This window comes from Phyllobacterium sp. 0TCS1.6A (assembly GCF_026420825.1).
Taxonomy (GTDB): Bacteria; Pseudomonadota; Alphaproteobacteria; order Rhizobiales; family Rhizobiaceae; genus Phyllobacterium.
This window is the reverse complement of the sequence record NZ_JAPMAB010000010.1, coordinates 35,870-57,723: the sequence shown is the minus strand read 5'-3', so window position 1 is coordinate 57,723 and position 21,854 is coordinate 35,870. Positions and strand designations below refer to the sequence as shown.

The 21,854-nt window shown below is 60.6% G+C and carries 19 protein-coding genes and 1 riboswitch; of the genes, 12 read left to right on the top strand and 7 right to left on the bottom strand.

Going from position 1 to position 21,854, the window contains the following annotated elements:
- Window positions 1-15 precede the first annotated feature (15 nt).
- The gene (locus tag OSJ75_RS19205; protein ID WP_250018487.1) at window positions 16-1,191 is read right to left on the bottom strand and encodes an HlyD family secretion protein; all 1,176 of its coding nucleotides are present in this window, start codon (window positions 1,189-1,191) and stop codon (window positions 16-18) included.
- A gap of 140 nt (window positions 1,192-1,331) precedes the next feature.
- Here OSJ75_RS19205 and OSJ75_RS19200 point away from each other — a divergent pair, with 140 nt between their 5' ends.
- Entirely contained in the window at window positions 1,332-2,027 is a 696-nt protein-coding gene (locus OSJ75_RS19200) for a TetR/AcrR family transcriptional regulator (protein WP_250018488.1), read from the top strand.
- 1 nt (window position 2,028) lies between these two features.
- On the opposite strand, the gene OSJ75_RS19195 is transcribed toward OSJ75_RS19200, so the two are convergent.
- A complete protein-coding gene (locus OSJ75_RS19195; RefSeq protein WP_250018489.1) occupies window positions 2,029-2,427 on the bottom strand; it encodes a Fur family transcriptional regulator in 399 nt (132 codons plus the stop codon).
- Window positions 2,428-2,650: 223 nt separating this feature from the next.
- Here OSJ75_RS19195 and aztA point away from each other — a divergent pair, with 223 nt between their 5' ends.
- From aztA to zigA, 4 genes are all read left to right on the top strand, one after another.
- Complete coding sequence (gene aztA, locus OSJ75_RS19190) at window positions 2,651-3,478, top strand: zinc ABC transporter ATP-binding protein AztA (RefSeq protein WP_267229140.1); 828 nt, start codon at window positions 2,651-2,653, stop codon at window positions 3,476-3,478.
- A 2-nt stretch (window positions 3,479-3,480) separates the two neighbouring features.
- Entirely contained in the window at window positions 3,481-4,347 is an 867-nt protein-coding gene (gene aztB, locus OSJ75_RS19185; protein ID WP_267229139.1) for a zinc ABC transporter permease AztB, read from the top strand.
- Between the two features lie 23 nt (window positions 4,348-4,370).
- On the top strand, window positions 4,371-5,333 hold the full coding sequence (gene aztC, locus OSJ75_RS19180) for a zinc ABC transporter substrate-binding protein AztC (RefSeq protein WP_267229138.1): 963 nt from the start codon (window positions 4,371-4,373) through the stop codon (window positions 5,331-5,333).
- 91 nt (window positions 5,334-5,424) lie between these two features.
- Complete coding sequence (gene zigA, locus OSJ75_RS19175; RefSeq protein WP_267229244.1) at window positions 5,425-6,636, top strand: zinc metallochaperone GTPase ZigA; 1,212 nt, start codon at window positions 5,425-5,427, stop codon at window positions 6,634-6,636.
- Between the two features lie 184 nt (window positions 6,637-6,820).
- Here the strand turns inward: zigA and OSJ75_RS19170 are convergent, their stop codons facing one another.
- The 5 genes from OSJ75_RS19170 to OSJ75_RS19150 form a co-directional block, all read right to left on the bottom strand.
- A complete protein-coding gene (locus OSJ75_RS19170; RefSeq protein WP_267229137.1) occupies window positions 6,821-8,398 on the bottom strand; it encodes a TerC family protein in 1,578 nt (525 codons plus the stop codon).
- Between the two features lie 323 nt (window positions 8,399-8,721).
- Entirely contained in the window at window positions 8,722-9,273 is a 552-nt protein-coding gene (locus OSJ75_RS19165; RefSeq protein WP_267229136.1) for a DUF924 family protein, read from the bottom strand.
- An 8-nt stretch (window positions 9,274-9,281) separates the two neighbouring features.
- Window positions 9,282-11,114, bottom strand: coding sequence for a monovalent cation:proton antiporter-2 (CPA2) family protein (locus OSJ75_RS19160; protein WP_250018495.1), 1,833 nt, complete (start codon window positions 11,112-11,114; stop codon window positions 9,282-9,284).
- Between the two features lie 66 nt (window positions 11,115-11,180).
- Window positions 11,181-12,029, bottom strand: a complete 849-nt coding sequence (locus OSJ75_RS19155) for an amidohydrolase family protein (protein WP_267229135.1) — start codon at window positions 12,027-12,029, stop codon at window positions 11,181-11,183.
- A gap of 13 nt (window positions 12,030-12,042) precedes the next feature.
- Window positions 12,043-12,828 carry an IclR family transcriptional regulator gene (locus tag OSJ75_RS19150; protein WP_267229134.1) on the bottom strand — a complete coding sequence of 262 codons (786 nt, stop codon included), beginning with the start codon at window positions 12,826-12,828 and terminating at the stop codon, window positions 12,043-12,045.
- Window positions 12,829-13,000: 172 nt separating this feature from the next.
- Here OSJ75_RS19150 and OSJ75_RS19145 point away from each other — a divergent pair, with 172 nt between their 5' ends.
- The 7 genes from OSJ75_RS19145 to OSJ75_RS19115 all read left to right on the top strand — a co-directional run bounded on the left by OSJ75_RS19145 (window position 13,001) and on the right by OSJ75_RS19115 (window position 21,835).
- A complete protein-coding gene (locus OSJ75_RS19145; RefSeq protein ID WP_267229133.1) occupies window positions 13,001-14,110 on the top strand; it encodes a mandelate racemase/muconate lactonizing enzyme family protein in 1,110 nt (369 codons plus the stop codon).
- 61 nt (window positions 14,111-14,171) lie between these two features.
- Window positions 14,172-14,906, top strand: coding sequence for an SDR family oxidoreductase (locus OSJ75_RS19140; protein ID WP_267229132.1), 735 nt, complete (start codon window positions 14,172-14,174; stop codon window positions 14,904-14,906).
- Window positions 14,907-14,915: 9 nt separating this feature from the next.
- The gene (locus OSJ75_RS19135) at window positions 14,916-16,193 is read left to right on the top strand and encodes an L-fuconate dehydratase (RefSeq protein WP_267229131.1); all 1,278 of its coding nucleotides are present in this window, start codon (window positions 14,916-14,918) and stop codon (window positions 16,191-16,193) included.
- Between the two features lie 109 nt (window positions 16,194-16,302).
- Window positions 16,303-16,498: riboswitch (cobalamin riboswitch) on the top strand.
- A gap of 110 nt (window positions 16,499-16,608) precedes the next feature.
- Complete coding sequence (locus OSJ75_RS19130; RefSeq protein WP_267229130.1) at window positions 16,609-17,850, top strand: aromatic ring-hydroxylating oxygenase subunit alpha; 1,242 nt, start codon at window positions 16,609-16,611, stop codon at window positions 17,848-17,850.
- A complete protein-coding gene (locus tag OSJ75_RS19125) occupies window positions 17,850-18,950 on the top strand; it encodes a hybrid-cluster NAD(P)-dependent oxidoreductase (protein ID WP_267229243.1) in 1,101 nt (366 codons plus the stop codon). The genes OSJ75_RS19130 and OSJ75_RS19125 overlap by 1 nt, the downstream gene beginning before the upstream one ends.
- Before the next feature lie 357 nt (window positions 18,951-19,307).
- The gene (locus tag OSJ75_RS19120) at window positions 19,308-20,237 is read left to right on the top strand and encodes a sugar ABC transporter substrate-binding protein (RefSeq protein ID WP_250018502.1); all 930 of its coding nucleotides are present in this window, start codon (window positions 19,308-19,310) and stop codon (window positions 20,235-20,237) included.
- A 56-nt stretch (window positions 20,238-20,293) separates the two neighbouring features.
- Window positions 20,294-21,835: a sugar ABC transporter ATP-binding protein gene (locus OSJ75_RS19115; protein WP_267229129.1), complete on the top strand. Its 1,542-nt coding sequence runs from the start codon at window positions 20,294-20,296 to the stop codon at window positions 21,833-21,835.
- The last annotated feature ends 19 nt before the right edge of the window (window positions 21,836-21,854 follow it).

The following is a 21,854-nucleotide window of genomic DNA, read 5'->3' as shown; positions in this document are numbered from 1 at the left end:
TTGTGTGCCGGTGCCTTATTTCGCCGGTGTCGTGCGGGTATCCACATCGACGATGACGCTGAGGCCGGCCTGCAGCTTGCCGCTCGCCAGGGCGTCTTCCGGCAAGGCAATGCGGACGGGAACGCGCTGCACGACCTTGGTGAAGTTGCCGGTGGCGTTTTCAGGCGGCAAGAGCGAGAACACCGCGCCTGAAGCGGGGGCGACCGAGGCGACAGTGCCTTCGAACTCATCGCCGTCCAGGGCATCGACCCGGACGTGAACCTTCTGCCCGACTTCGATATCCCGAAGCTGGGTTTCCTTGTAGTTCGCATCGATATAGAGCGCATTGACGGGCACGAGGGCCGCAAGTCTCTGGCCGGAGCTGACGAGATCGCCCTTCTTGGCGGAGAGATTGCCGATCACGCCGTCAACGGGGGCGCGCAGGACCGTGAAGCTCAGGTCGCGCGCGGCCTTGTCCTTCGAAAGCTCGAGCGATGCTATTGCGCTCTGCGCTTCCTGGTACTGGGCCTCCAGAACGGCAATATTGGCCGTGGCGCTGGCGATCTGCGCGTCAGCGGATGCGAGGTTGGCCTTGGCCTGGTCGAGCGCTGCCGTTGCCTCGTCCAGCTGTGACTGCGAAGCGAATTTGGTGGTGTGGAGCTGGCTGGCGCGCACGGAAGCGGCCTGCGCATTGGTCAGGACGGCCTGCGCGCTCAACTTGCCCGCCTCTGCCTGCTTGAGCGAGGCACGCGCGGCATCGGTCTGCGCCTTGATGCGATCAAGCGAGAGCTTCTGCGTGACGATCTGGGCCTCTGCCTGCTTTTCCGCTATCGTATAATCGCCACTGTCGAGCGTAATCAGCGGGTCGCCTGCCTTTACGCGTTGATTGGCAACGACGTTGATCGTATCGATATAACCGGTGACTTTCGGCGCAATTGTCGTGATATCGCCCTGGATGTAGGCATCGTCCGTCGATACCATGAAGCGGCCGGTGGTCCAGTAGTCATATCCGAACCAGGCGCCTCCGGCGAGGGCGGCGACGAGGATCGTCGTCAGGATGAGGCGCTTCCGCGACCGCTTCGGCGGCGCCGGCGGGGCGGAAGTCGTTACATCGTGCTGCGGAGCCTCGGCATGCGCGGGGGTCTCTGTCTTGGCTGCGGGTGCGGGAAACGGACGGATTTCCGCCTCGTTCTTAGCTTTGGTTGCAGGCATTTTCGGCGTCTTTCTTGGGAGTGCACTCATAGTTGAATGACTGAACCGTTCGGTTCGATCGTTGACATAGCGCAAATGAAAGAGCATATCAAGTGGATCGAACCGGCTGGTTCGAAATAAATAAGAGGAAACGAAAAGGAATGTCTTCAACGAAGACCCAGGCAAAGCCCCATCTTCTCGCATGTGCGCTTGAAGAAGCGATGGCCAACGAAAAGCAGGGCCGCCCGGGTGCGGGGCAGGACCCCGCCAAGCGCCAGCAGATTCTTGAAGGGGCCGACAGGGTATTTTCGCAGATGGGGTTCGATGCAGCCAGCATGAACGACATCACGCGCGAAGCGGGCGTGTCCAAGGGCACGATCTATGTCTATTTCGACAGCAAGGAAGAGCTCTTCATGGAGCTTTGCATCCAGTATCGCGACAAGTTCTTCAGCGGCGTCCACTCCGCGCTGGAGGGCGAGCGCGACATACGGGAGGCCCTGATCGCCTTCGGGATGGCGCTATCGATGAAGGTCACGTCGGACGTCGTCATTCGCGCGCAGCGGGTCGTCATCGGCGTCGCCGAACGCATGCCCTCGCTCAGCCGCAGCTTCTATGAGCAGGGCCCGAAGCGCGGGCAGGCCCTCGTGCGGGGATGGCTGGAAAAGCGTGTCGCGGCAGGCGACCTCGAAATCGACGATCTCGACCTTGCGACCTATCAATTGTCCGATCTGATGGTCAGTGGCATTTTCAAGCGCCGGCTTTTCGGCTGCATGGACGACCCGCCATCGGATGAAGTTGTGCGGAAAACCGTTACGTCCGGCGTCGATATGTTCCTCAAGGCCTATCGCAAGCGCTAGGTCAGGCGGCGGCGCAATTTGCGCAAGTGCCGCGAATCTCGATCGTGGTCTTCGATGGCTTGAAGCCGCTGGCCCTTGTCCATTCCCGCACCCGTGCGGTGATTTCGTCGTCGGAAAATTCCGTCACCTGACCACAATTCTCGCAGATGGCGAACGCAGTCATGCCATGGCTGTGGCCATGGGCATGCGAACAGGCGACGAAGGCGTTGATGCTCTCCAGCCGGTGGACCATGCCGTAGTCCAGCAGCTTGTCGAGCGCACGATAGACCTGCAGCGGTGCCCGGAACCCTTCCGGCCGGAGCTGGTCCAGTATCGTATAGGCGCTGAGGGGGCCATCGGCGCGCGTGAGCGCATTCAGCACCAGCGACTGGTTCTTGGTCAGCTCATGCGTCGTTGTCATAACAGTTCTCTCCGATATGCAATCAATGAGATAGGAAATATTTTTCCGTGCCGCCAGCGGGTTATTGCGCGGATCGGCGTCAATGGCAATTTTGTTTCACTCTCCACATGGTTGAGAGCCTTCAAGGTTGACTAATGTAATAACATCACATAGGAACGGTCAAGGATGCTCCCCCGGAGCCATGGCCTGTGGCCTCAACATGTGCTGGCGAGCCGAATTTTAAATGAACGAGACAAGCCTGATATTCCGCGATCTGACGCTGGGTTATAATAGCCATCCTGCGGTGCATCACCTCAGTGGCACCGTGCGGCGAGGTTCCCTGACGGCCGTCGTCGGCTCGAACGGCTCGGGGAAATCGACGCTGATGAAGGGTATCGTCGGCGTTCTTAAGCCGATGGCCGGCAGCTGCATCGTGGCAAGCGGACAGAAGATCGCCTACCTGCCACAGCAGTCGGAACTCGACCGCTCCTTCCCGGCACGGGTGGTGGATCTCGTGTCGCTGGGCCTCTGGCCGAAGCGCGGTCTTCTTGGACGGCATACGGGCGAGGACCAGGCGAATGTCTCGCGTGCGTTGCTGGCCGTGGGGCTGGGCGGTTTCGAGAAACGGCCCATCGACACGCTTTCGGGCGGGCAATTGCAAAGGGCGCTGTTCGCGCGCGTCTTGCTGCAGGATGCCGATATCATCCTGCTTGACGAACCATTCAACGCGATCGATGCGAAGACGGTTTCCGACCTGATCGGGCTCATCAAGCATTGGCATGGCGAAAACCGCACGGTGATGGTGGTCGTCCATGATCTGGATCTGGTGCGGCAGCATTTCCCGGAAACGCTTCTGCTGGCGCGCAAGCCGGTCGCATGGGGCGCGTCGCGCGAGACGCTGATGCCGGCAAATCTGCTGCAGGCGCGGCAGTTTCACGAGGCATGGGAGGAGAATGCCGATTGGTGCCATGACGATCCGGTGCATGACCACCCGGGGCATGACCACCCGGGGCATGACCGCTCGGGCCACGTCCATGATGGCGGACATGATGACGGGTCGAAGGCAGCATGATCATGTATGAAACCTTGATCGAGCCCTTCGTCAGATACAGCTTCATGCAGCGTGCTCTGCTTGGATCGCTGGCGCTCGCGCTGGGTTCCTGTCCGGTCGGCGTGTTCCTGATGCTCAGGCGGATGAGCCTGACAGGCGATGCCATGGCCCACGCCATCCTTCCGGGCGCAGCAGTCGGCTTCTTGCTTTACGGCCTGCAGATCGTGCCGATGACCCTCGGCGGTCTCGCAGCGGGCATTGTCGTCGCACTCGGCGCAGGCGCGGTCTCGCGTTTCACTATCCAGAAGGAGGATGCTTCACTCGCGGCGTTCTATCTGATTTCACTGGCGCTTGGCGTGATGATCGTCTCGCTGCGAGGGTCGAACGTCGATCTGATGCACGTTCTGTTCGGTTCGGTGCTTGCGCTGAACAATGACGCCTTGACGCTGATCGGCACGGTGTCGCTGTTGAGCGTGGTGACATTGATGTTCTTCTGGCGCGGACTCGTCGCCGAGTGTCTCGATCCCCTGTTTCTGCGTTCGGTCAGCCGCATCGGCACGCCGGTGCACTTCATCTTCCTGGCTCTGGTCGTCCTCAATCTCGTTGCCGGGTTCCAGGCACTGGGCACATTGCTGGCGGTCGGCCTGATGATGCTGCCGGCTGCCGCGGCGCGGTTCTGGACGACGCGTGTCGGCCCGATGTGCCTTCTCGGCATCGCACTGGGCATTTGCTCCTGCATCGTCGGGTTGCTCATCTCCTATCATTTTGCCGCTCCTTCAGGACCGGCGATCATCCTCTCCGCCGGCGGGGCATATGTCGTCTCGTTCCTCGCCGGCTCCGGCGGGGTCCTTCGAAGCCGCATCCGCCCCCATCGTCACAAGACTGCCTAACGACCTGCATAAGGAAGCTCGATATGAAAAAATCCATCAAACTCGCCGCGTTATTGAACGTTATAGCATTACTTGGCGGCTATACTGCCGCCCATGCGGACAATCTGAAGGTAGTCGCAAGTTTCTCGATCATCGCGGATTTCGCCAGGAATGTCGGTGGTGACAGGATCGAACTAACCACCCTCGTGGGGCCGAACGGCGACGCCCATGTCTATGAGCCCCGGCCTGCGGATGCGGCAGCTTTAAGCTCTGCCGATGTGATCCTGGTGAATGGCCTGCATTTCGAAGGGTTTCTGCCGCGTCTGGTCGAGGCCAGCGCGACAAAGGCGCCCATCGTCGAACTCACCAAGGGGATCGAGCCGCTCAAGTCCGAAGCGGAAGAGCATGAGCATGGCCATGCGGAAGGCGAGCATGCCGAGCACAAGGAAGAGCATGCGGGCCACGATCACGGGGCCTATGATCCGCACGCGTTCCAATCGATCGCCAATGCGAGAATCTATGTCAGGAACATCGTCGACGCCTTCTGCGCCGCGGATGCGAAAGGCTGCGAAACCTACAAAGCCAATGGAACGGCCTATGACAAACAGCTGGAAGCGACCGAGGCGGATGTAAAGGCGGCCATCAATGCCATCCCGCAGGAAAAGCGGCTGGTCATCACCTCGCATGATGCCTTCGGCTATTTCGAGCGTGCCTATGGGCTGAAATTTCTGGCACCTGAAGGCATTTCCACGGATTCGGAAGCTTCGGCAGCAGATATCGCAAAGCTCATCGAACAGGTCCGGGAAGACAAGGCATCGGCCATTTTCGTGGAGAATATCACCAATCCGCGCCTGATCGAGCAGATTGCGTCGGAAACCGGGCTCGCCATGGGCGACGAGCTGTTTTCGGACGCGTTGTCCAAGCCGGGCGAGGGTGCTGGCACCTATATCGAGATGATGGAACACAATGCCGAGGCCTTCAAACGGGCTATCGTCGACAAGAGCTGACAAGGCAGGACGAGCGGAGTTCCGACAGGACTCCGCTCTCTTTTTGCCTGAGAATGTAATGTTATTACATATGAGAAAGAGAACTGGGATGATGGAGTATAAGCGAAAATTGCCCGTGACGGTGCTGTCAGGCTTCCTTGGCGCAGGAAAGACGACACTGCTCAATCATATCCTGCACAATCGCGAAGGCCGGCGTGTCGCCGTGATCGTCAATGATATGAGCGAGGTGAATATAGACGCGGCGCTGCTGCGCGATGGCGGCGCCAACCTTTCTCGAACCGAGGAGCAATTGGTCGAGCTCACCAATGGCTGCATCTGCTGCACCTTGCGCGACGATCTGCTGGCGGAAGTAAGGCAGCTCGCGAGCCAGCACCGGTTTGACAATCTGATCATCGAATCGACCGGCATATCGGAGCCGCTGCCCGTTGCATCGACGTTCGAGTTCAGGGACGAGGATGGCAACAGCCTTTCCGACATTGCCAGGCTCGACGCCATGGTGACAGTGGTCGACGCTGCCAACCTCCTGAAGGATTATGCTTCGAGCGACTTTCTGCGCGACCGCGGAGAGTCGCTCGGCGATGACGATAACAGGACGCTGATCGACCTCCTGGTCGATCAGATCGAGTTCGCCGACGTGGTGGTCTTGAACAAACTGTCTTCGGCCAGCCCCGAGGATCGCGCATCCGCCCGCAAGATCATCCGGGCGCTCAATCCCGATGCTCGGCTGATCGAGACGGACTTTGCGAGAGCACCCCTGCAAGCAGTGCTTGATACGAACCTGTTCGACTTCGACAAGGCGCATCAGCATCCATTATGGTTCAAGGAACTGCACGGTTTTGCCGAGCATGTCCCCGAGACCGAGGAATATGGCGTCCGTTCCTTCGTCTACCGCGAACGGCGTCCATTCGACCCGGCGAAATTTCACGGTTTCATGAACCGTCAATGGCCGGGTGTCATCCGCTCGAAAGGCTTTTTCTGGCTCGCGACACGGCCAGACCATGTCGGTGAACTGAGCCAGGCGGGTGCGCTGGTCCGCACCGAACGGAGGGGATTGTGGTGGTCGTCGATCGCCCGCAACCGTTGGCCTGACGCGCCGGAATGGCATGCGGCCATGCGGTCATACCTCGATCCCGTATGGGGCGACAGGCGGCAGGAGCTTGTCTTCATTGGGGTCGATACGATGGATGAGGCGCAACTGCGGGCAGAACTCGATGAATGCCTGGTGGATGCCACGGATTTCACACCGCACCTCTGGCAAGACCTGGTGGACCCATTCCCGAGCTGGCTGCGAAAGGCCGGATGACATGCAGGGCCAGCTCGCAAACCTCATCAGGAAGGCATCATCATTGATACGCGTTTCATCGTCCGGGAGTGCGCCGTCGCAGGCAGGCGCCAACGGCTTCGCCTGCGACAGCCCGGTCGGCGAAGGGACCCGGGCCAAGAACGAAAACAGTCAGGAACAATGTTCCTGTCTGTTGCCGCATCCGTCAGATAAACATGGCTGATGCGTTCGTCGAGGTGATGCGGACCTTGCCTATGTTGCGTCCTTCCATCTCGACGATCTCATACTCGTAATCATCGACCGTCAGCTTCTCGCCTTGCACCGGTATGTGGCCGAGATTCCACAAGATATAACCGGCAAGCGTGGTGTAGCGGTCGCCTTCATCCACGAGGTCCCTGTCGATAAGCCCGCCGAGGCGGCGAATATCGATATAGGCATCGACGATCATGCTTCCGTCTTCGGAGCGTTCCAGGATAGGGCTTTCCTCGCCCTCTTCCGGGAAATCGCCGGCAATGGCTTCAAGAATGTCCGTCGGCGTCACCACGCCTTCGAAGGAGCCATGTTCGTCGAGAACAATACCCATTTGCACCGATGAACCGCGCAGTTGCTCCATCACCCGCAGGACATTGGCGTTCTCATGCAGGATGAGAGGCTGGCGGGTGACCTTCTCCCAGTCGATCTTGCCGCCATCGAGAATGGCGAAGAGCAGGTCCTTGGTCAGGGCGACGCCGACGAAATCCTCGACACGTCCACGCGCAAGCACCACGCGGCTATGCGCAAGCGTGCGGATTTCCGCCAGAAGCTCCTCATTGGACTCGTCGAGGTCGAGCCATTCAACTTCGTTGCGCGGCGACATGATCGACCGCACGGGCCGTTCCACCAGATCGAGCACGCCGCGGATCATCTCCTTCTCTTCCGGATGGAAGACATCGCCCGCCGCGCTATGTTCGGCGATGACGTCGAGCGTATCGGCGTGGGGCGTCTCGCCGTTCCTGCCGCCGCCGAGGAGGCGCAGCACCGCGCCGGCGGTACGGTCTCGCAGATCCATCGTCGTGATGCGCTTCTCGCGATTATGGCGGCCGACCTGATTGGCGGCCTCGATCAGCACCGAGAAGCCGATTGCCGCGTAGAGATAGCCCTTCGGTATATGGAAGCCGAAGCCTTCAATGATGAGGCTGAAGCCGATCATCATAAGGAAGCCGAGACACAGGATGACGACCGTGGGGTGGCGGTTGACGAAGGTCATCAGGGGCTTGGACGCCAGCATCATGACGCCGACCGCGATGACGACTGCGATCATCATCACTTCGAGATGTTTCACCATGCCGACTGCCGTGATCACGCTGTCGAGCGAGAAGATCGCATCGAGGACGACGATCTGGGCGATGACCTGCCAGAAGACGGCATGGACGACATTGGTCTCCTTGGCCGAAAGATCGCCCTCGAGGCGCTCATGCAGCTCCATCGTGCCCTTGAACAGCAGGAATATGCCGCCGAGGATGAGGATGATGTCGCGGCCGGAGAAGCCAAAACCGGCAATCGTGAAGAGCGGCTGCGTCAGCGTTACCACCCATGAAATCGACGCAAGCAGCAGAAGCCGCATCAGCAATGCCAGCGACAGGCCGACGACGCGGGCGCGGTTGCGTTGATCCGGGGGAAGCTTGTCGGCGAGAATGGCGATGAATACGAGGTTGTCGATGCCAAGGACGATCTCAAGCACGACAAGCGTCGCGAGACCAATCCAGGCATTGGGGTCGGCAAGCCACTCTAAAGTCAGATCCATTGGAAAAACGGGTCCTTGTGGGAAATTTGAAAAGGGGGCGCTGGCATATGGGCGAGCAGGACCATGCCGCTGGCATCAACCGGCAGGGAATGTGACTTAGACGTGGATCGGTGGACATGCTGACGCCGCGGTTGCGGGGTCAGCTTGCTTCGCAAGTCCGGACTCGGCGGTTCTTCAGATTGTTCGTCCGGCATCGATGCGCGGTCAGTCGTCCCTGTTTGGCTGGCAATGTGTATATATGAGGCTACAGCGCCAGATCGACATATAATGGCAGTCTCGTGCCCATGGTTCAAGAGGCTGCGGCCAGAAAGGCCAACGGGCGATCAGCCGGCGAAGCCGCCCTCGTCGAGAAAAGCCTGTTCTGCCGGCGTCGTCTGGCGCCCCAATATTGCGTTGCGGTGAGGAAACCGCCCGAAGCGCTGGATGATATCATAGTGATCATGCGCATATTCGAGGTTCGAAGGCGAACCGCCGCGGCACAGTTCGACGCAGCGCCGCTGGTCATCCACGTCTTCGGAGTGCATGAAGGGCAGATAGAGAAATCCGCGCACCTCCTGTTCCAGGGTCAGGTCATGGCCACGCTCCAGTGCGATCCGGGCGTAGTGGCGTGCCAGATGATCGGTGGCGTACATATGTCCAGTGCCGCGGAAGGCGTTGCGCGGATATTGGTCGAGCAGCACCATCAGCGCCAGCGCGCCTTCCGGCGTTTCCACCCAGTTCTCGTATTCCCGGCGTGCGGCGGCAAAATGCCGGTCGAAGAACCGGGCGCGGAAATCATCGTCGAACGCATCGTCCTTCTCGAACCACTTCGCAGGGCCGGCTTCGCGCCAGAACCCAGTGATTTCCGTGATGGCGGAATCGTTCATGTCCGTCATGCCCGCTCCTATCGATCCGTATCCAGTGCAAGCGGCAAGACGCTGGCCGTCTCTTCGCTCAGCGCCCGCCCCGTTTGTTTCGGCTTGATCAGCGGGCCGGGGACGGGGGCGTTGCCCTTCATCAGATCCCCGCCCGCATAGATGCCGCCCGCCAGCTGCAGGTCCAGGCGTTCATCGTCGCGCCTGCGAATATCGGCAATGACCTCGGCGGCTTCGTCAGGATCGACGCCAAGACCGACCAGCGTTCTTTCGCCAAAGGTCAATGCCGATTCGAAGGTCTCGCGAACCTGGTATTCGACGCCGGCATTGATGAGTTCGAGCGTATTGCCGCGGTCGTAGGACCGCGCATAGATCTGCAGCAACGGGAATTCCGACTTGATCAGCCGCACGACGGTCAGGATCGTTTCCGGCTTGTCCACGCAGACAAGCACTGCCTGCGCGCGCCCTGCGCCAGCGGCGTGCAGTATGTCGAGGCGTGTGCCGTCACCATAATAGACCTTGAAGCCGAATTGCGCCGCCGCCTGTATCATCTCGACGTCATTGTCGATGATCGAGACATCGACTCCGCGCAGAAGCAGCGGTTGGCTGGCAATCTGCCCGAACCGGCCGAAACCGATGACGAGGACGCGCCCCGAGAGGTTCTCGGCCACATCGACGCCGTCGAGCGACTGTTTCTGCGTGCCCAGGAACGCACGCATGGCGATGATGGCCAATGGGGTAAGGACCATGGAAATGATGATGATGGCGGTCAGGATCGCATTTTCCTGCCCATCCAATATGCCGACATTGGTCGCGGTGGCGTAAAGCACGAAGGCGAATTCGCCGCCTTGCGCCATGATCACGGCTCTTTCGACGGATTCGCGATGCGGTGTCTTGAGCAGGCGGGCCACCACATAGATGGCGGCCGCCTTGAACAGCATGAACGCGATGACATAGAAGATCACCATCTGCCAATTGGCCGCGACCACCGCGAGATCGAGCGACATGCCGACCGCGAGAAAGAAAAGACCGAGCAGAATTCCGCGAAACGGCTCGATATCTGCTTCCAGCTGATGGCGGAACGTCGATTCTGAGAGAAGAACGCCTGCGAGAAACGCTCCCATGGCCATGGAAAGACCGCTGACCTGCATGAGCAGCGCTGCGCCCAATACGACGAGAAGCGCAGCGGCCGTCATGACTTCACGGGCGCGCGAAACGGCAAGAATGCTGAAAAGCGGGTTGAGGAGGTAGCGGCCGGCAATGATCAGCCCTGCGACCGCGCCGAGCCCTATGCCAATATCCATCCAGCGCAGTCCGCCGGCTTCCTCCGTGCTGATGGGCGCGAGAAAGGCGACCAGCGCAAGAAGCGGCACGATCGCAAGGTCTTCGAACAGGAGGATCGAGACCATCTTCTGGCCGGCGGGGCTCGCCATGTCGCCGCGCTCTTCGAGAATCTGCATGACGATGGCGGTGGAGGTCAGGACGAAGCCGGCGCCGGAGACGAAGGATGTCGCGACCGGAAAGCCCGTGGCAACGCCGATCGCCGTGAGGACGAGGGCGCACCCCGCAACCTGCAATGCACCGAGGCCGAAAATCTCCTTGCGCATCCCCCAGAGGCGCGATGGCTGCATTTCCAGTCCTATGATGAACAGGAACATGACGACGCCGAGCTCGGCGACATGGAGGATCGTCATGGGGTCGGAAAAGAGCCGCAGCCCGAACGGGCCGATGACCAATCCCGCTGCCAGGTAGCCGAGCACCGATCCAAGTCCGAGGCGCTTGAAAATGGGGACTGCCACGACGCCGGCGCCCAGAAGCACCACTACGCTGATCAGGTCTGGTCCGCTCGCTTCCGCCGCCATCGATGCTCCTTTGTTTTTTAACTAGGTAAAGCGGTCGCCGGGATGAGGCAAGCCCAATCGCCGCTATCAGAGCTTCCAGATGCGCCGGGCGTTTTCGGAAAACAGCCGTGCTTTCTCGCTGTCGCTGCATCCGGAAAGCAGCGCATGGGTCGCGGCGACCCAGGTGGCAAGCCCGCCGCCGAGGGTGCAGACGGGCCAATCGCTACCCCAGACCAGCCGATCGAAGCCGAAACTCGCAATGACGTGATGCACATAGGGCTCGAGCGTCGCCACGCTCCAGCTATCGGCATCGGCATAGGCAACGACGCCGGATATCTTGGCCACCACGTTCGGTCTGCGGGCGATCTCGGCGAGATTTTTGCTCCATCCGTCGAAATCCTCGCCCTTGATATCCGGCACGCCGCAATGGTCGAGGATGAACTGCACCTCGGGCGCGAGATCGACCAGCGCGATCGCCCTTTCCATTTGCCGCGGCAATACACAAAGGTCGAACGTCAGCCCGGTGCCGGTCAACCGCCGAAGATTGTCGCGGAACAGGCCGCTCTCGGAAAGTTCGTCAGGCATGACATGCAGGACGCGGCGAAACCCCTTGATGAAATGGTTGCCCGACTGCCGCTCGAGGAAGGCGGCAAAATCCTGGCTTTCAGGGCGGCAGGAGGAAATGGCGCCCCGGATGAGGCTGCCGTCCTGCCGCGAAAGACCTTCGATGAAGGCCGTTTCGGCCTCGATATCGGAAGGTGCGACATCCACCTCCATATGCAGGGCAGCGCCGATGCCGGCCCGATGCGCCTGCCGGGCATATTCGTCATAGAGAAAGCTGCGGTTGAGCGAGCCGGCCTCCGCCAGCCAGGGATAGTTCAGGGCCCCCTGATCGATCAGATGGAGGTGGGTGTCGATGATTGGTGCAGCGGGCATGGCTCCTCCTCGTTCAGTTCTGGCGGATGTCCGCGCCGGACAGTTCCGAAAGCTTTCCTGCGGTCGCAACGACCATTCGTCCCACAGCCTCGACATCCGGCGCATCCGCCACGTTGAGGACCGAGATATAGGGGCATGTCAGCGCCGCTATGGCGCGGCCGTCAGGGCCGAGGACGGGCGCCGAGACGTTGAACACACCGGCAGTCTGCGCGCTGGGCATGATCTCGTAGCCGTGCTCGCGGATGCGTTCCAGCCTGTCCTGATGATCGTCAAGCACCAGCCTGTCATCGAGATGATGCTCATATTCGGCGATCATCAGCTCGCGTTCCTTGTCGGAACGGAACGCCAGAAGCACATGGCCGGAGCCGGTATTGAACAGGCTCATATGTGAACCGACCCTTATCGAGATGCCCCAATATTCCGGCGCTTCCTGCTGCGCGACGACGACCACTGCGCCCCGATCGAAGACGCAAAGATGATTGGCCTGCTTCGACGTCACGGCAAGCTCCCGCATGAAGGGCGCCGCATAGGCCGCCAGCCGCCGCACGGGAGCATGCAACTGCGCCAGGCCGAAGAGCTTGAGCGTCAGCGAATAGCGATCGCCTTCCAGCCTCGTCACATAGCCGCGGCGGACCAGCCGGTCGAGCATCCTGTAGAATTCGTTGGGGCTGCGGCCGAGCCGCTTGGCAATTTCCGCCTGGGTGACGCCGCCATCGATCCCTGCCAATAGTTCCAATATATCCAACCCCTTATCGAGCGCTGGTGCCCTGTAGCGGTCGCTGTCGTCTTCATCTGTCATCGGCTGATCCCGGATTCGCTGACTCTAGCCATATACGAAGTGCATCACTGTGCGAAAGGCCCGGCGGCAACTTGACCGCCGCCATCATAAATGTTTGTATATGAATGATCTTCCCATATATGGGTACAAGATCGCTGAATTAGCAAGGCCGAAACGCCGCCGGGAGGTCACTTTGGCAAAAATTGAACGGGTTGAACTTCGCATGGTGGATCTGCCGCCGAAAGTTCGCCGAACGGATGCCATACAGAGCTTTGTCAGCCAGGAAACGCCCATAGTCACGATTACCGACAGTGATGGCGCTACCGGCACCGGCTACAGCTATACGATCGGCACCGGCGGTTCGTCCGTTATGCGGCTTCTGTCGGATCATCTGGTCCCGAGGCTGCTGGGCAAGGATGCCGACCAGATCGAGGGCATCTGGCGTGAACTCGAATTCGCCACCCATGCGACGACGATCGGCGCGATCACGGCGATAGCGCTGGCGGCCGTCGACGTCGCTCTGTGGGACCTGCGGGCAAAGAAGGTCGGCCTGCCATTGTGGAAGCTTGCCGGCGGCGCCAAGGACCGCTGTCCGCTCTACACGACCGAAGGCGGTTGGCTCCATATCGAGAAGCAGGCTCTGGTGGATGACGCGTTGGCCGCCAAGGCCAAGGGCTTCAAGGGCGCCAAGGTGAAGATAGGGCGGCCGCACGGTTCGGAGGATCTCGATCGGCTTTCGGCCGTTCGCGACGCTGTCGGCGGCGGATTCGAGATAATGACCGATGCCAACCAGGGATTTTCGCTCGACGAGGCCATCCGGCGGTCGCGCGTCCTCGGCGATATCGATCTCGCCTGGCTGGAGGAGCCGCTGGCGGCCGACGATATCGACGGCCACGTCCGGCTTTCGGCGGCGACGCAGACGCCGGTCGCCATTGGCGAATCGCTCTATTCGATCAGGCATTTCCGCGAATACATGCAGCGCGGCGCCTGTTCCATCGTGCAGGTGGATGTCGGGCGCATCGGTGGAATCACGCCATGGCTGAAGGTCGCGCATGCCGCCGAGGCATTCAATATTCCCGTCTGCCCGCATTTTCTCATGGAACTGCATGTCAGCCTGACCTGCGCCGTGCAGAATGGCAAATATGTCGAGTATATTCCGCAGCTCGACGACCTTACCCACACGCAGATGCGCATCGAGGATGGATATGCGCTGGCGCCCTCCGAACCCGGCATCGGCATCGACTGGGACTGGGATGCCGTGAAGCAGCGAAGCGTGGAAGAGTTCACAACTGAGATAAGCTGATAATATCGTAGCGAGCGATTTGATCACCAGGCCTGCGCCGCGGGCCCAATGGAGAATGGATATGATTTCGAAACTTGAAGGCAAGCGCGTGCTGATAACAGCGGCGGGACAGGGTATCGGGCGGGCCTCGGTGCTGGCTTTCGCCGCAGCCGGGGCAATCGTGCACGCGACCGATATCAACCAGGGCCTGCTCGATGCCCTGCCAAAGCAGGACAATATCAAGCCGCGCAAGCTCGATGTGCTCAATGGCGACGAGGTCACGCGGGTCGTCGGCGAGATCGGACAGGTCGATGTCCTGTTCAATTGCGCCGGGTTCGTCCATGGCGGTACCGTTCTCGAAATGCCGGATGCCGATCTGGAATTCGCGCTGGACCTCAATGTGCGGGCGATGATCCGCACCATCAAGGCCGTGTTGCCGGGCATGATCGAGCGCAAGGACGGGGCCATCATCAACATGTCTTCCGTTGCCAGCAGCGTGAAGGGCGTTGGCAACCGCTTCGCCTATGGGGTCACCAAGGCGGCGGTTCTCGGCCTCACCAAGTCGGTAGCGGCGGATTTCATCACGCAAGGCATACGCTGCAACGCCATCTGCCCCGGCACGGTCGAAAGCCCGTCGCTGGAGCAGCGCATGCGCGCGGGTGGCGACTATGAGGCGACACGCGCGGCGTTCATCGCCCGCCAGCCGATGGGGCGGCTCGGCATGCCCGAGGAGATTGCCGACCTCGCCGTCTACCTCGCCGGCGCAACCTATACGACCGGCCAGGCCTACAATATCGACGGCGGCTGGACCGTCTGAGGAAAGAACATGACCCGCATTACCGACCTTCGCGTCTTCGATATCCGTTTTCCAACCTCCCAAAGCCTGGACGGATCGGATGCGATGAACCCCGATCCGGACTATTCCGCAGCCTATGTGGTGCTTGATACGGATACTGACGGCCTCTCGGGGCACGGCCTGACCTTCACCATCGGGCGCGGCAATGAAATCTGCTGCCTTGCCATCGAAGCGATGAAGCATCTTGTCATCGGCCTCGATCTTGCCTGGGTGAAGGAGAACCCGGGGCGGTTCTGGCGTTTCATCACCGGCGACAGTCAATTGCGCTGGATCGGGCCGGACAAGGGGGCGATGCATCTTGCTACCGGGGCCGTCGTCAATGCCGTCTGGGATCTGCTGGCCAAGCAGGCCGGCAAGCCGGTCTGGCAGCTCGTCGGCGAGATGACCGCCGAGGAGATCGTCGATATCGTCGATTTCCGCTACCTGACCGACGTGCTGACGCGGGACGAGGCTTTGGAAATTCTGCGCAAGGCAGAGCAGAGCAAGGCGGAACGCATCGAAACGCTGAAGCGCGAAGGCTATCCCTGCTATACGACATCCGCCGGCTGGCTCGGCTATTCCGACGAGAAGCTGCGCCGCCTGTGCCAGGAAGCGGTGGATGCGGGCTTCAATCATGTGAAGATGAAGGTCGGACGCGATCTGGAGGACGACATCCGCCGTCTTACGATCGCGCGCGAGGTCATCGGACCGGACCGCATCCTGATGATCGACGCCAACCAGGTCTGGGAAGTGGGCGAAGCCATCGACTGGGTGAAGAAGCTTTCCTTCGTGAAGCCGTTCTTCATCGAAGAGCCGACGAGCCCGGACGACGTTGCCGGCCACAGGAAGATCCGCGAGGCGATCCACCCGGTCAAGGTGGCGACCGGCGAGATGTGCCAGAACCGCATCATGTTCAAGCAGTTCATCGCCGAAGGCGCGATCGACGTGGTGCAGATCGATTCATGCCGCATGGGCGGCCTAAACGAGGTGCTCGCCGTCCTGCTGATTGCGGCCAAGTATCAACTTCCGGTCTGGCCCCATGCGGGCGGCGTCGGCCTTTGCGAATATGTCCAGCATCTGTCGATGCTCGATTATGTCGCCGTCTCCGGCACCAAGGAGGGCAGGGTGATCGAGTATGTCGACCATCTGCACGAGCATTTCGTCGATCCATGCGTCATACGCGATGCGGCCTATATGCCACCCTCGCTTCCCGGCTTCTCCATCGAGATGAAGCCCCAGTCCATCGAGCAATATCGATATCGCGGCTAGCACCTGCGAAAACCGCGTATCTGCGGCACGGCCGGCCATGAGGCGGGCCGTGTCGTCTTGCGTAAATGCCATGTCGTTTCCGCACCTATCCTTTTATCTTGCCTAGTGCTCATATGGAGCTGCTTGAGGTGCCGCTTCTAGGGGAGCGGAGAATTGGGAAGCCGGTCTGAACCCGGCGCTGCCCCCGCAACGGTGGTGGAGTAAAACGCGGCAAAAGAGCCACTGGGGAATTCCCGGGAAGGCGTCGCGGCGTCCTGCGAGGGAGCTCCAGAGCCCGGAAACCAGCCCCAGGCCATAAACCGACTGATCGCGGTGGGCGATCAAGGAGTATGATAATGCCCGGTATGCCCGTGCAGGCATCTTCTCCATCACCACCAGTCAGTTCTTTCGCAATATTGGCAGGCGAGGACACGACATGGATATTCAAGCGGAACTACTGAGAAGCCTCAGGCAGCGCAAACAGGGCTACGGGCTGGAGCAGCCCTTCTATTCCGATCCGGATTACTTCCGGCTGGACATGGAGACGATCTTCTACCGCGACTGGCTGTTCGTGGGCCATGATTGCGAGGTGGCGCGCCCCGGCAACTACTTCACCGTGCAGGTCGGCGACTATCCCATCGTCATCGTGCGCGACCGGGAGAAGAACATTCGGGCATTCCACAATTCCTGCCGCCATCGCGGTTCGCGCATTTGCGCGGGCGAGCGCGGAAGCTCGGCCAAGCTTGTGTGCCCCTACCATCAATGGACCTATGAACTCGACGGCCGGCTGCTGTTCGCGCGGCAGATGGGCGATGATTTCGATGCGAGCCAGTTCAGCCTGAAGCCGGTGCATTGCGAGAGCGTCGGCGGATATGTCTTCATCTGCCTTGCCCAGGTGGCGCCGGATTTTGGGCCTGCACGCGCGCTGCTAGAGCCGTATCTGGCCCCGCACCGCCTGACGGAAACGAAGATCGCCTATCAGAGCACGATTGTCGAGAAGGGCAATTGGAAGCTGGTATGGGAGAACAACCGCGAGTGCTATCACTGCGCAGGCAACCATCCTGAATTGTGCAAGACGTTCCCCGAAGCGCCGAGCGCAACCGGCATTCAGGGATCGAAGAGCGATCCGGAGATCGTCGCCCACTGGGACAAGTGCGAATCCGAGGGCCTGCCGAGCATATTCCGCATCTCCGACAATGGCCAATACCGTGCAACGCGGGTGCCGCTGCTGGGCGAGGCGGAAAGCTATACGTTGTCGGGCAGGCGCGCCGTCGGCCGCCAGTTGAGCGACGATGTCAATGCGCGCCGGATCGGCTCGCTGCTGCTTTATCATTATCCCGGTACCTGGAACCACATTCTCGCCGATCATGCCATCTCGTTCCGGGTATTGCCGCTCGGTCCGAACGAAACGCAGGTGACGACGAAGTGGCTGGTGCACAAGGATGCGGTCGAAGGCGTCGATTATACGATCGACGAGCTCACCCATGTCTGGCTCGAGACCAACGACCAGGATCGCAGGATCGTCGAGGAGAATGCATTCGGCATTCGCTCGCCTGCCTACGAGCCGGGACCCTATTCGCCCGAGCATGAGGGTGGCGTCCTGCAATTCCTCGAATGGTACGGCAACATGATGGAAAGCCGTCTCGGCGGCGACGCGAAGCTCAGCAGGGTGGCATGATGAACATGGGCGTTCCCCAGGGCCACGGTTACAAACATCTCGACCAGATGCAGCCGTGGAGCGACAGGCTGCACCTCCTGGAGTGCCTGTCGGTCGTCGAGGAAGCGCCCAACGTCAAGACCTTCACCTTTCGCTCCGACAATCAGAACTGGTTCCGGTATGAGCCGGGCCAGTTCATGACCTTCGAACTCGGGACGCAGCCCGAATCCATCCTGCGGACCTTCACGCTTTCGTCCAGCCCCTCGCGTCCGTTCACGATCGCCGTGACGGTGAAGGCGCAGGAGGAAAGCATCGGCGCCCGGTGGATGCTGGACAACCTCCTGCCGGGAATGCGGCTGAAGGCTTTCGGGCCGCTGGGGGATTTTTCGATCGCCAGGTATCCGGGCGACAAATATCTCTTCATCTCCGCGGGCTCGGGTGTCACCCCCATGATGTCCATGACGCGGTGGCTGCAGGATTGCGCGCCGCAGAGCGATGTCAGCTTCGTTGCCTGCGCGCGCCGCCCCAGCGATATAATCTTCCGGCGAGAACTGGAATATCTGACGAGTTCAATGCCCAATCTGAAAGTATCGTTCCTGATCAAGGAACATGAGATGGGGCAATTATGGACGGGGATCAGGGGCCGCCTCGAGGCTCCGAAACTCCCGCTGCTGGCCCCTGATTTCAAGGATCGCGTCATCTTCTGCTGCGGGCCCGAGGGCTTCATGCGCGATGTGCGGGAAATGCTCGAAGCCTCCGGCTTCGACATGGCGCACTACCACCAGGAGAGCTTCGGGCCCGCCGCGGAGCCGGTGTTGCCGCTCATGGACGATCTGGAACCCGGGGAGCAGCCGGCTGCGACATCCATGGTGACGTTTTCCATGTCCGGCAAGGAAGTGCCTTGCGCCGCCGGCGAAACGATCCTCAAGGCCGCGCGCGGGGCCGGTATCCGTATTGCCGCGGCTTGTGAATCCGGCCTCTGCGGCACCTGCAGGATCCTGAAGCTCTCCGGCGAGGTCGCGATGGATCACAATGGTGGTATCCTCGATGAGGAAATCGACGAAGGCTACATTCTCGCCTGTTGTTCCAAGCCGCTCGGCAACGTCGAAGTCGAAGCCTGAGACGGCTGCCCTGCCTGCAGGCGAACGGCGCTGATGGCTCCTGTCCGCACCACCATGCGTGGCGCGGCAATAATGTAGTCTCCGGCATCTCCAGTTGAACAGGTCCGCGGTCACTCCGCCCGCCACAGGCGCGAGCCGAAGACGGAATCCGGCTTGACGCTCTCATCATAAAATGGAATAAATATTTCAGTAGCTGGTCAATATGGTCTGGATATTCCGTATTGAGCAGCTTCGAGGAAGGCCGCTCCGACGGTCTTCCATTCGACCTCGGGGCTTGGGCAGGAGAATGGGCCGCGGGGTGGATGAGAGCTGCAACCGGATAAAAGGTGTGGCCGGGCACCATGTGGAGGAACAACAATGAAAAAGCTTCTTTTGGGGATCGCGGTTTCGGCCCTTATGTCAGGGTCGGCGATGGCGGCCAATATCGGCGTCAGCATGGCGCAGTTCGATGACAATTTCCTCACGGTCCTGCGCAATGGCATGCAGGAATATGCCAAGACGCTGGACGGCGTGACGCTGCAGGTCGAGGACGCGCAGAACGACGTCGCCAAGCAGCAGAGCCAGATACAGAATTTCATCGCTTCGAAGGTCGACGCGATCATCGTCAACGCGGTCGATACCGATGCAACGGCGGCCATGTCGAAGATCGCCGCCGAGGCGGGCATTCCGCTGGTTTACGTCAATCGCGAGCCTGCCAATGTCAATGAACTGCCGGAGAAACAGGCTTTCGTCGCTTCCAACGAGGTCGAGTCCGGCACGCTTCAGACCAAGGAAGTCTGCCGCCTGCTCAAGGGGCAGGGCAAGCTTGTCGTCATGATGGGCGAATTGTCGAACCAGGCGGCCCGCCAGCGCACACAGGATGTGCACGATGTCATCGCCACGGACGAGTGCAAGGGCCTGACCATCGTCGAAGAGCAGACCGCGAACTGGCAGCGCACGCAGGGCGTCGATCTCATGACCAACTGGCTGTCCGCCGGCATCGAGTTCGATGCGGTCGTGTCCAACAATGACGAGATGGCCATCGGGGCGATCCAGGCGCTCAAGGCCGCGGGCCGTTCGATGGACAGCGTCGTCGTCGCGGGTGTCGACGCGACACAGGACGCACTGGCGGCCATGGGTGCCGGCGATCTCGACGTCACGGTGTTCCAGAATGCGGCCGGGCAGGGCCAGGGAGCGGTCGACGCCGCGCTGAAGCTTTCGAAGGGCGAAAAGGTCGAAAGCAAGGTCTATGTTCCATTCGAACTCGTGACGCCGGACAATCTGTCGAACTACCAGTCGAAGAACTGAGGACCGAATGGTCCGCATGGCCGGAATGAACTGAGCTTCCCGGGGAGGAGATGATCATGGCAATCAGCCCTTCTACCATGGCTGCGGTGCGCGCCAGCGGCGCTGTTCCGCAGGCGGAATATCTCCTGAACGCCGAGAATATCCGCAAGGAGTTTCCCGGCGTGCTGGCGCTCGACGATGTGAGGTTCCGGCTGAAGCGCGGCACCGTTCATGCCCTGATGGGCGAGAACGGTGCCGGAAAATCGACGCTAATGAAGATACTCGCCGGAATATACGTTCCGGATCAAGGCGAGGTCTATCTCAAGGGGCTGCCGATCCGGCTCAAATCGCCGCTCGATGCGCTCGAAAACGGCATCGCCATGATCCATCAGGAATTGAACCTGATGCCATTCATGACCGTGGCGGAGAATATCTGGATCCGGCGCGAGCCGACCAATTCGTTCGGGCTGGTCGACCATGGCAGGATGTATGACATGACGGCGAAGCTGTTCGAGCGGCTCAACATAAGGCTCGATCCCGACGCCGAGGTGCGCGATCTCAGCGTTGCCAACCGGCAGATGGTGGAAATCGCGAAGGCGGTCTCCTACGAGTCCGACGTGCTGATCATGGATGAGCCGACATCGGCGCTGACCGAGCGCGAGGTGGAACATCTGTTCGCCATCATCCGTGATCTGCGCGCGCAGGGCATAGGCATCGTCTACATCACCCACAAGATGAACGAGCTTTTCGAGATCGCCGACGAGTTTTCGGTGTTTCGCGACGGACGATATATCGCCACCCACGCATCGAGCGACGTCACGCGCGACGACATCATCAAGATGATGGTCGGGCGCGAAATCACGCAGATGTTTCCGAAGGAAGAAGTGCCGATCGGCGACGTGGTGCTGTCGGTGAAGGACCTTTCGCTCAGGAACGTGTTCAGGGACGTCTCGTTCGAGGTGCGGGCGGGCGAGATCCTAGGCATTGCCGGCCTGGTCGGATCGGGACGCTCCAATGTGGCGGAGACCATATTCGGCGTCACGCCTGCCACCACCGGGACGATCGCCATCAATGGCAGGACGGTTGCCATCGCTTCGCCGAATGAGGCCATCGGGCATGGCATGGCCTTCCTGACGGAGGATCGCAAGGATACGGGATGTCTTCTCATTCTCGATGTCCTCGAAAACATGCAGATCGCGGTCTTGCAGGAGCGCTTCGTGAAATTCGGCTTCGTCGCCGAGAAGCAGCTCATGGCAGCGTGCCAGGAAATGAGCGACAAGCTCCGGGTCAAGACTCCCGGGCTTGAGGAGAAGATCGAAAACCTGTCCGGCGGCAACCAGCAGAAGGTCCTGATCGGACGCTGGCTGCTGACAAATCCGAAGATACTGATCCTCGACGAACCCACCCGCGGCATCGACGTCGGCGCGAAGGCGGAAATCCACCGCCTCGTCACGCAGCTGGCGCGGCAGGGAGTGGCGGTCGTCATGATCTCGTCGGAGATGCCCGAAGTGCTGGGGATGAGCGACAGGATCATGGTGATGCATGAGGGGCGCGTGACCGGCTTTCTCGATCGCAAGGACGCGACGCAGGTCAAGGTCATGGAACTGGCGTCGAAATGAAGATGAATCGATGCGGCGG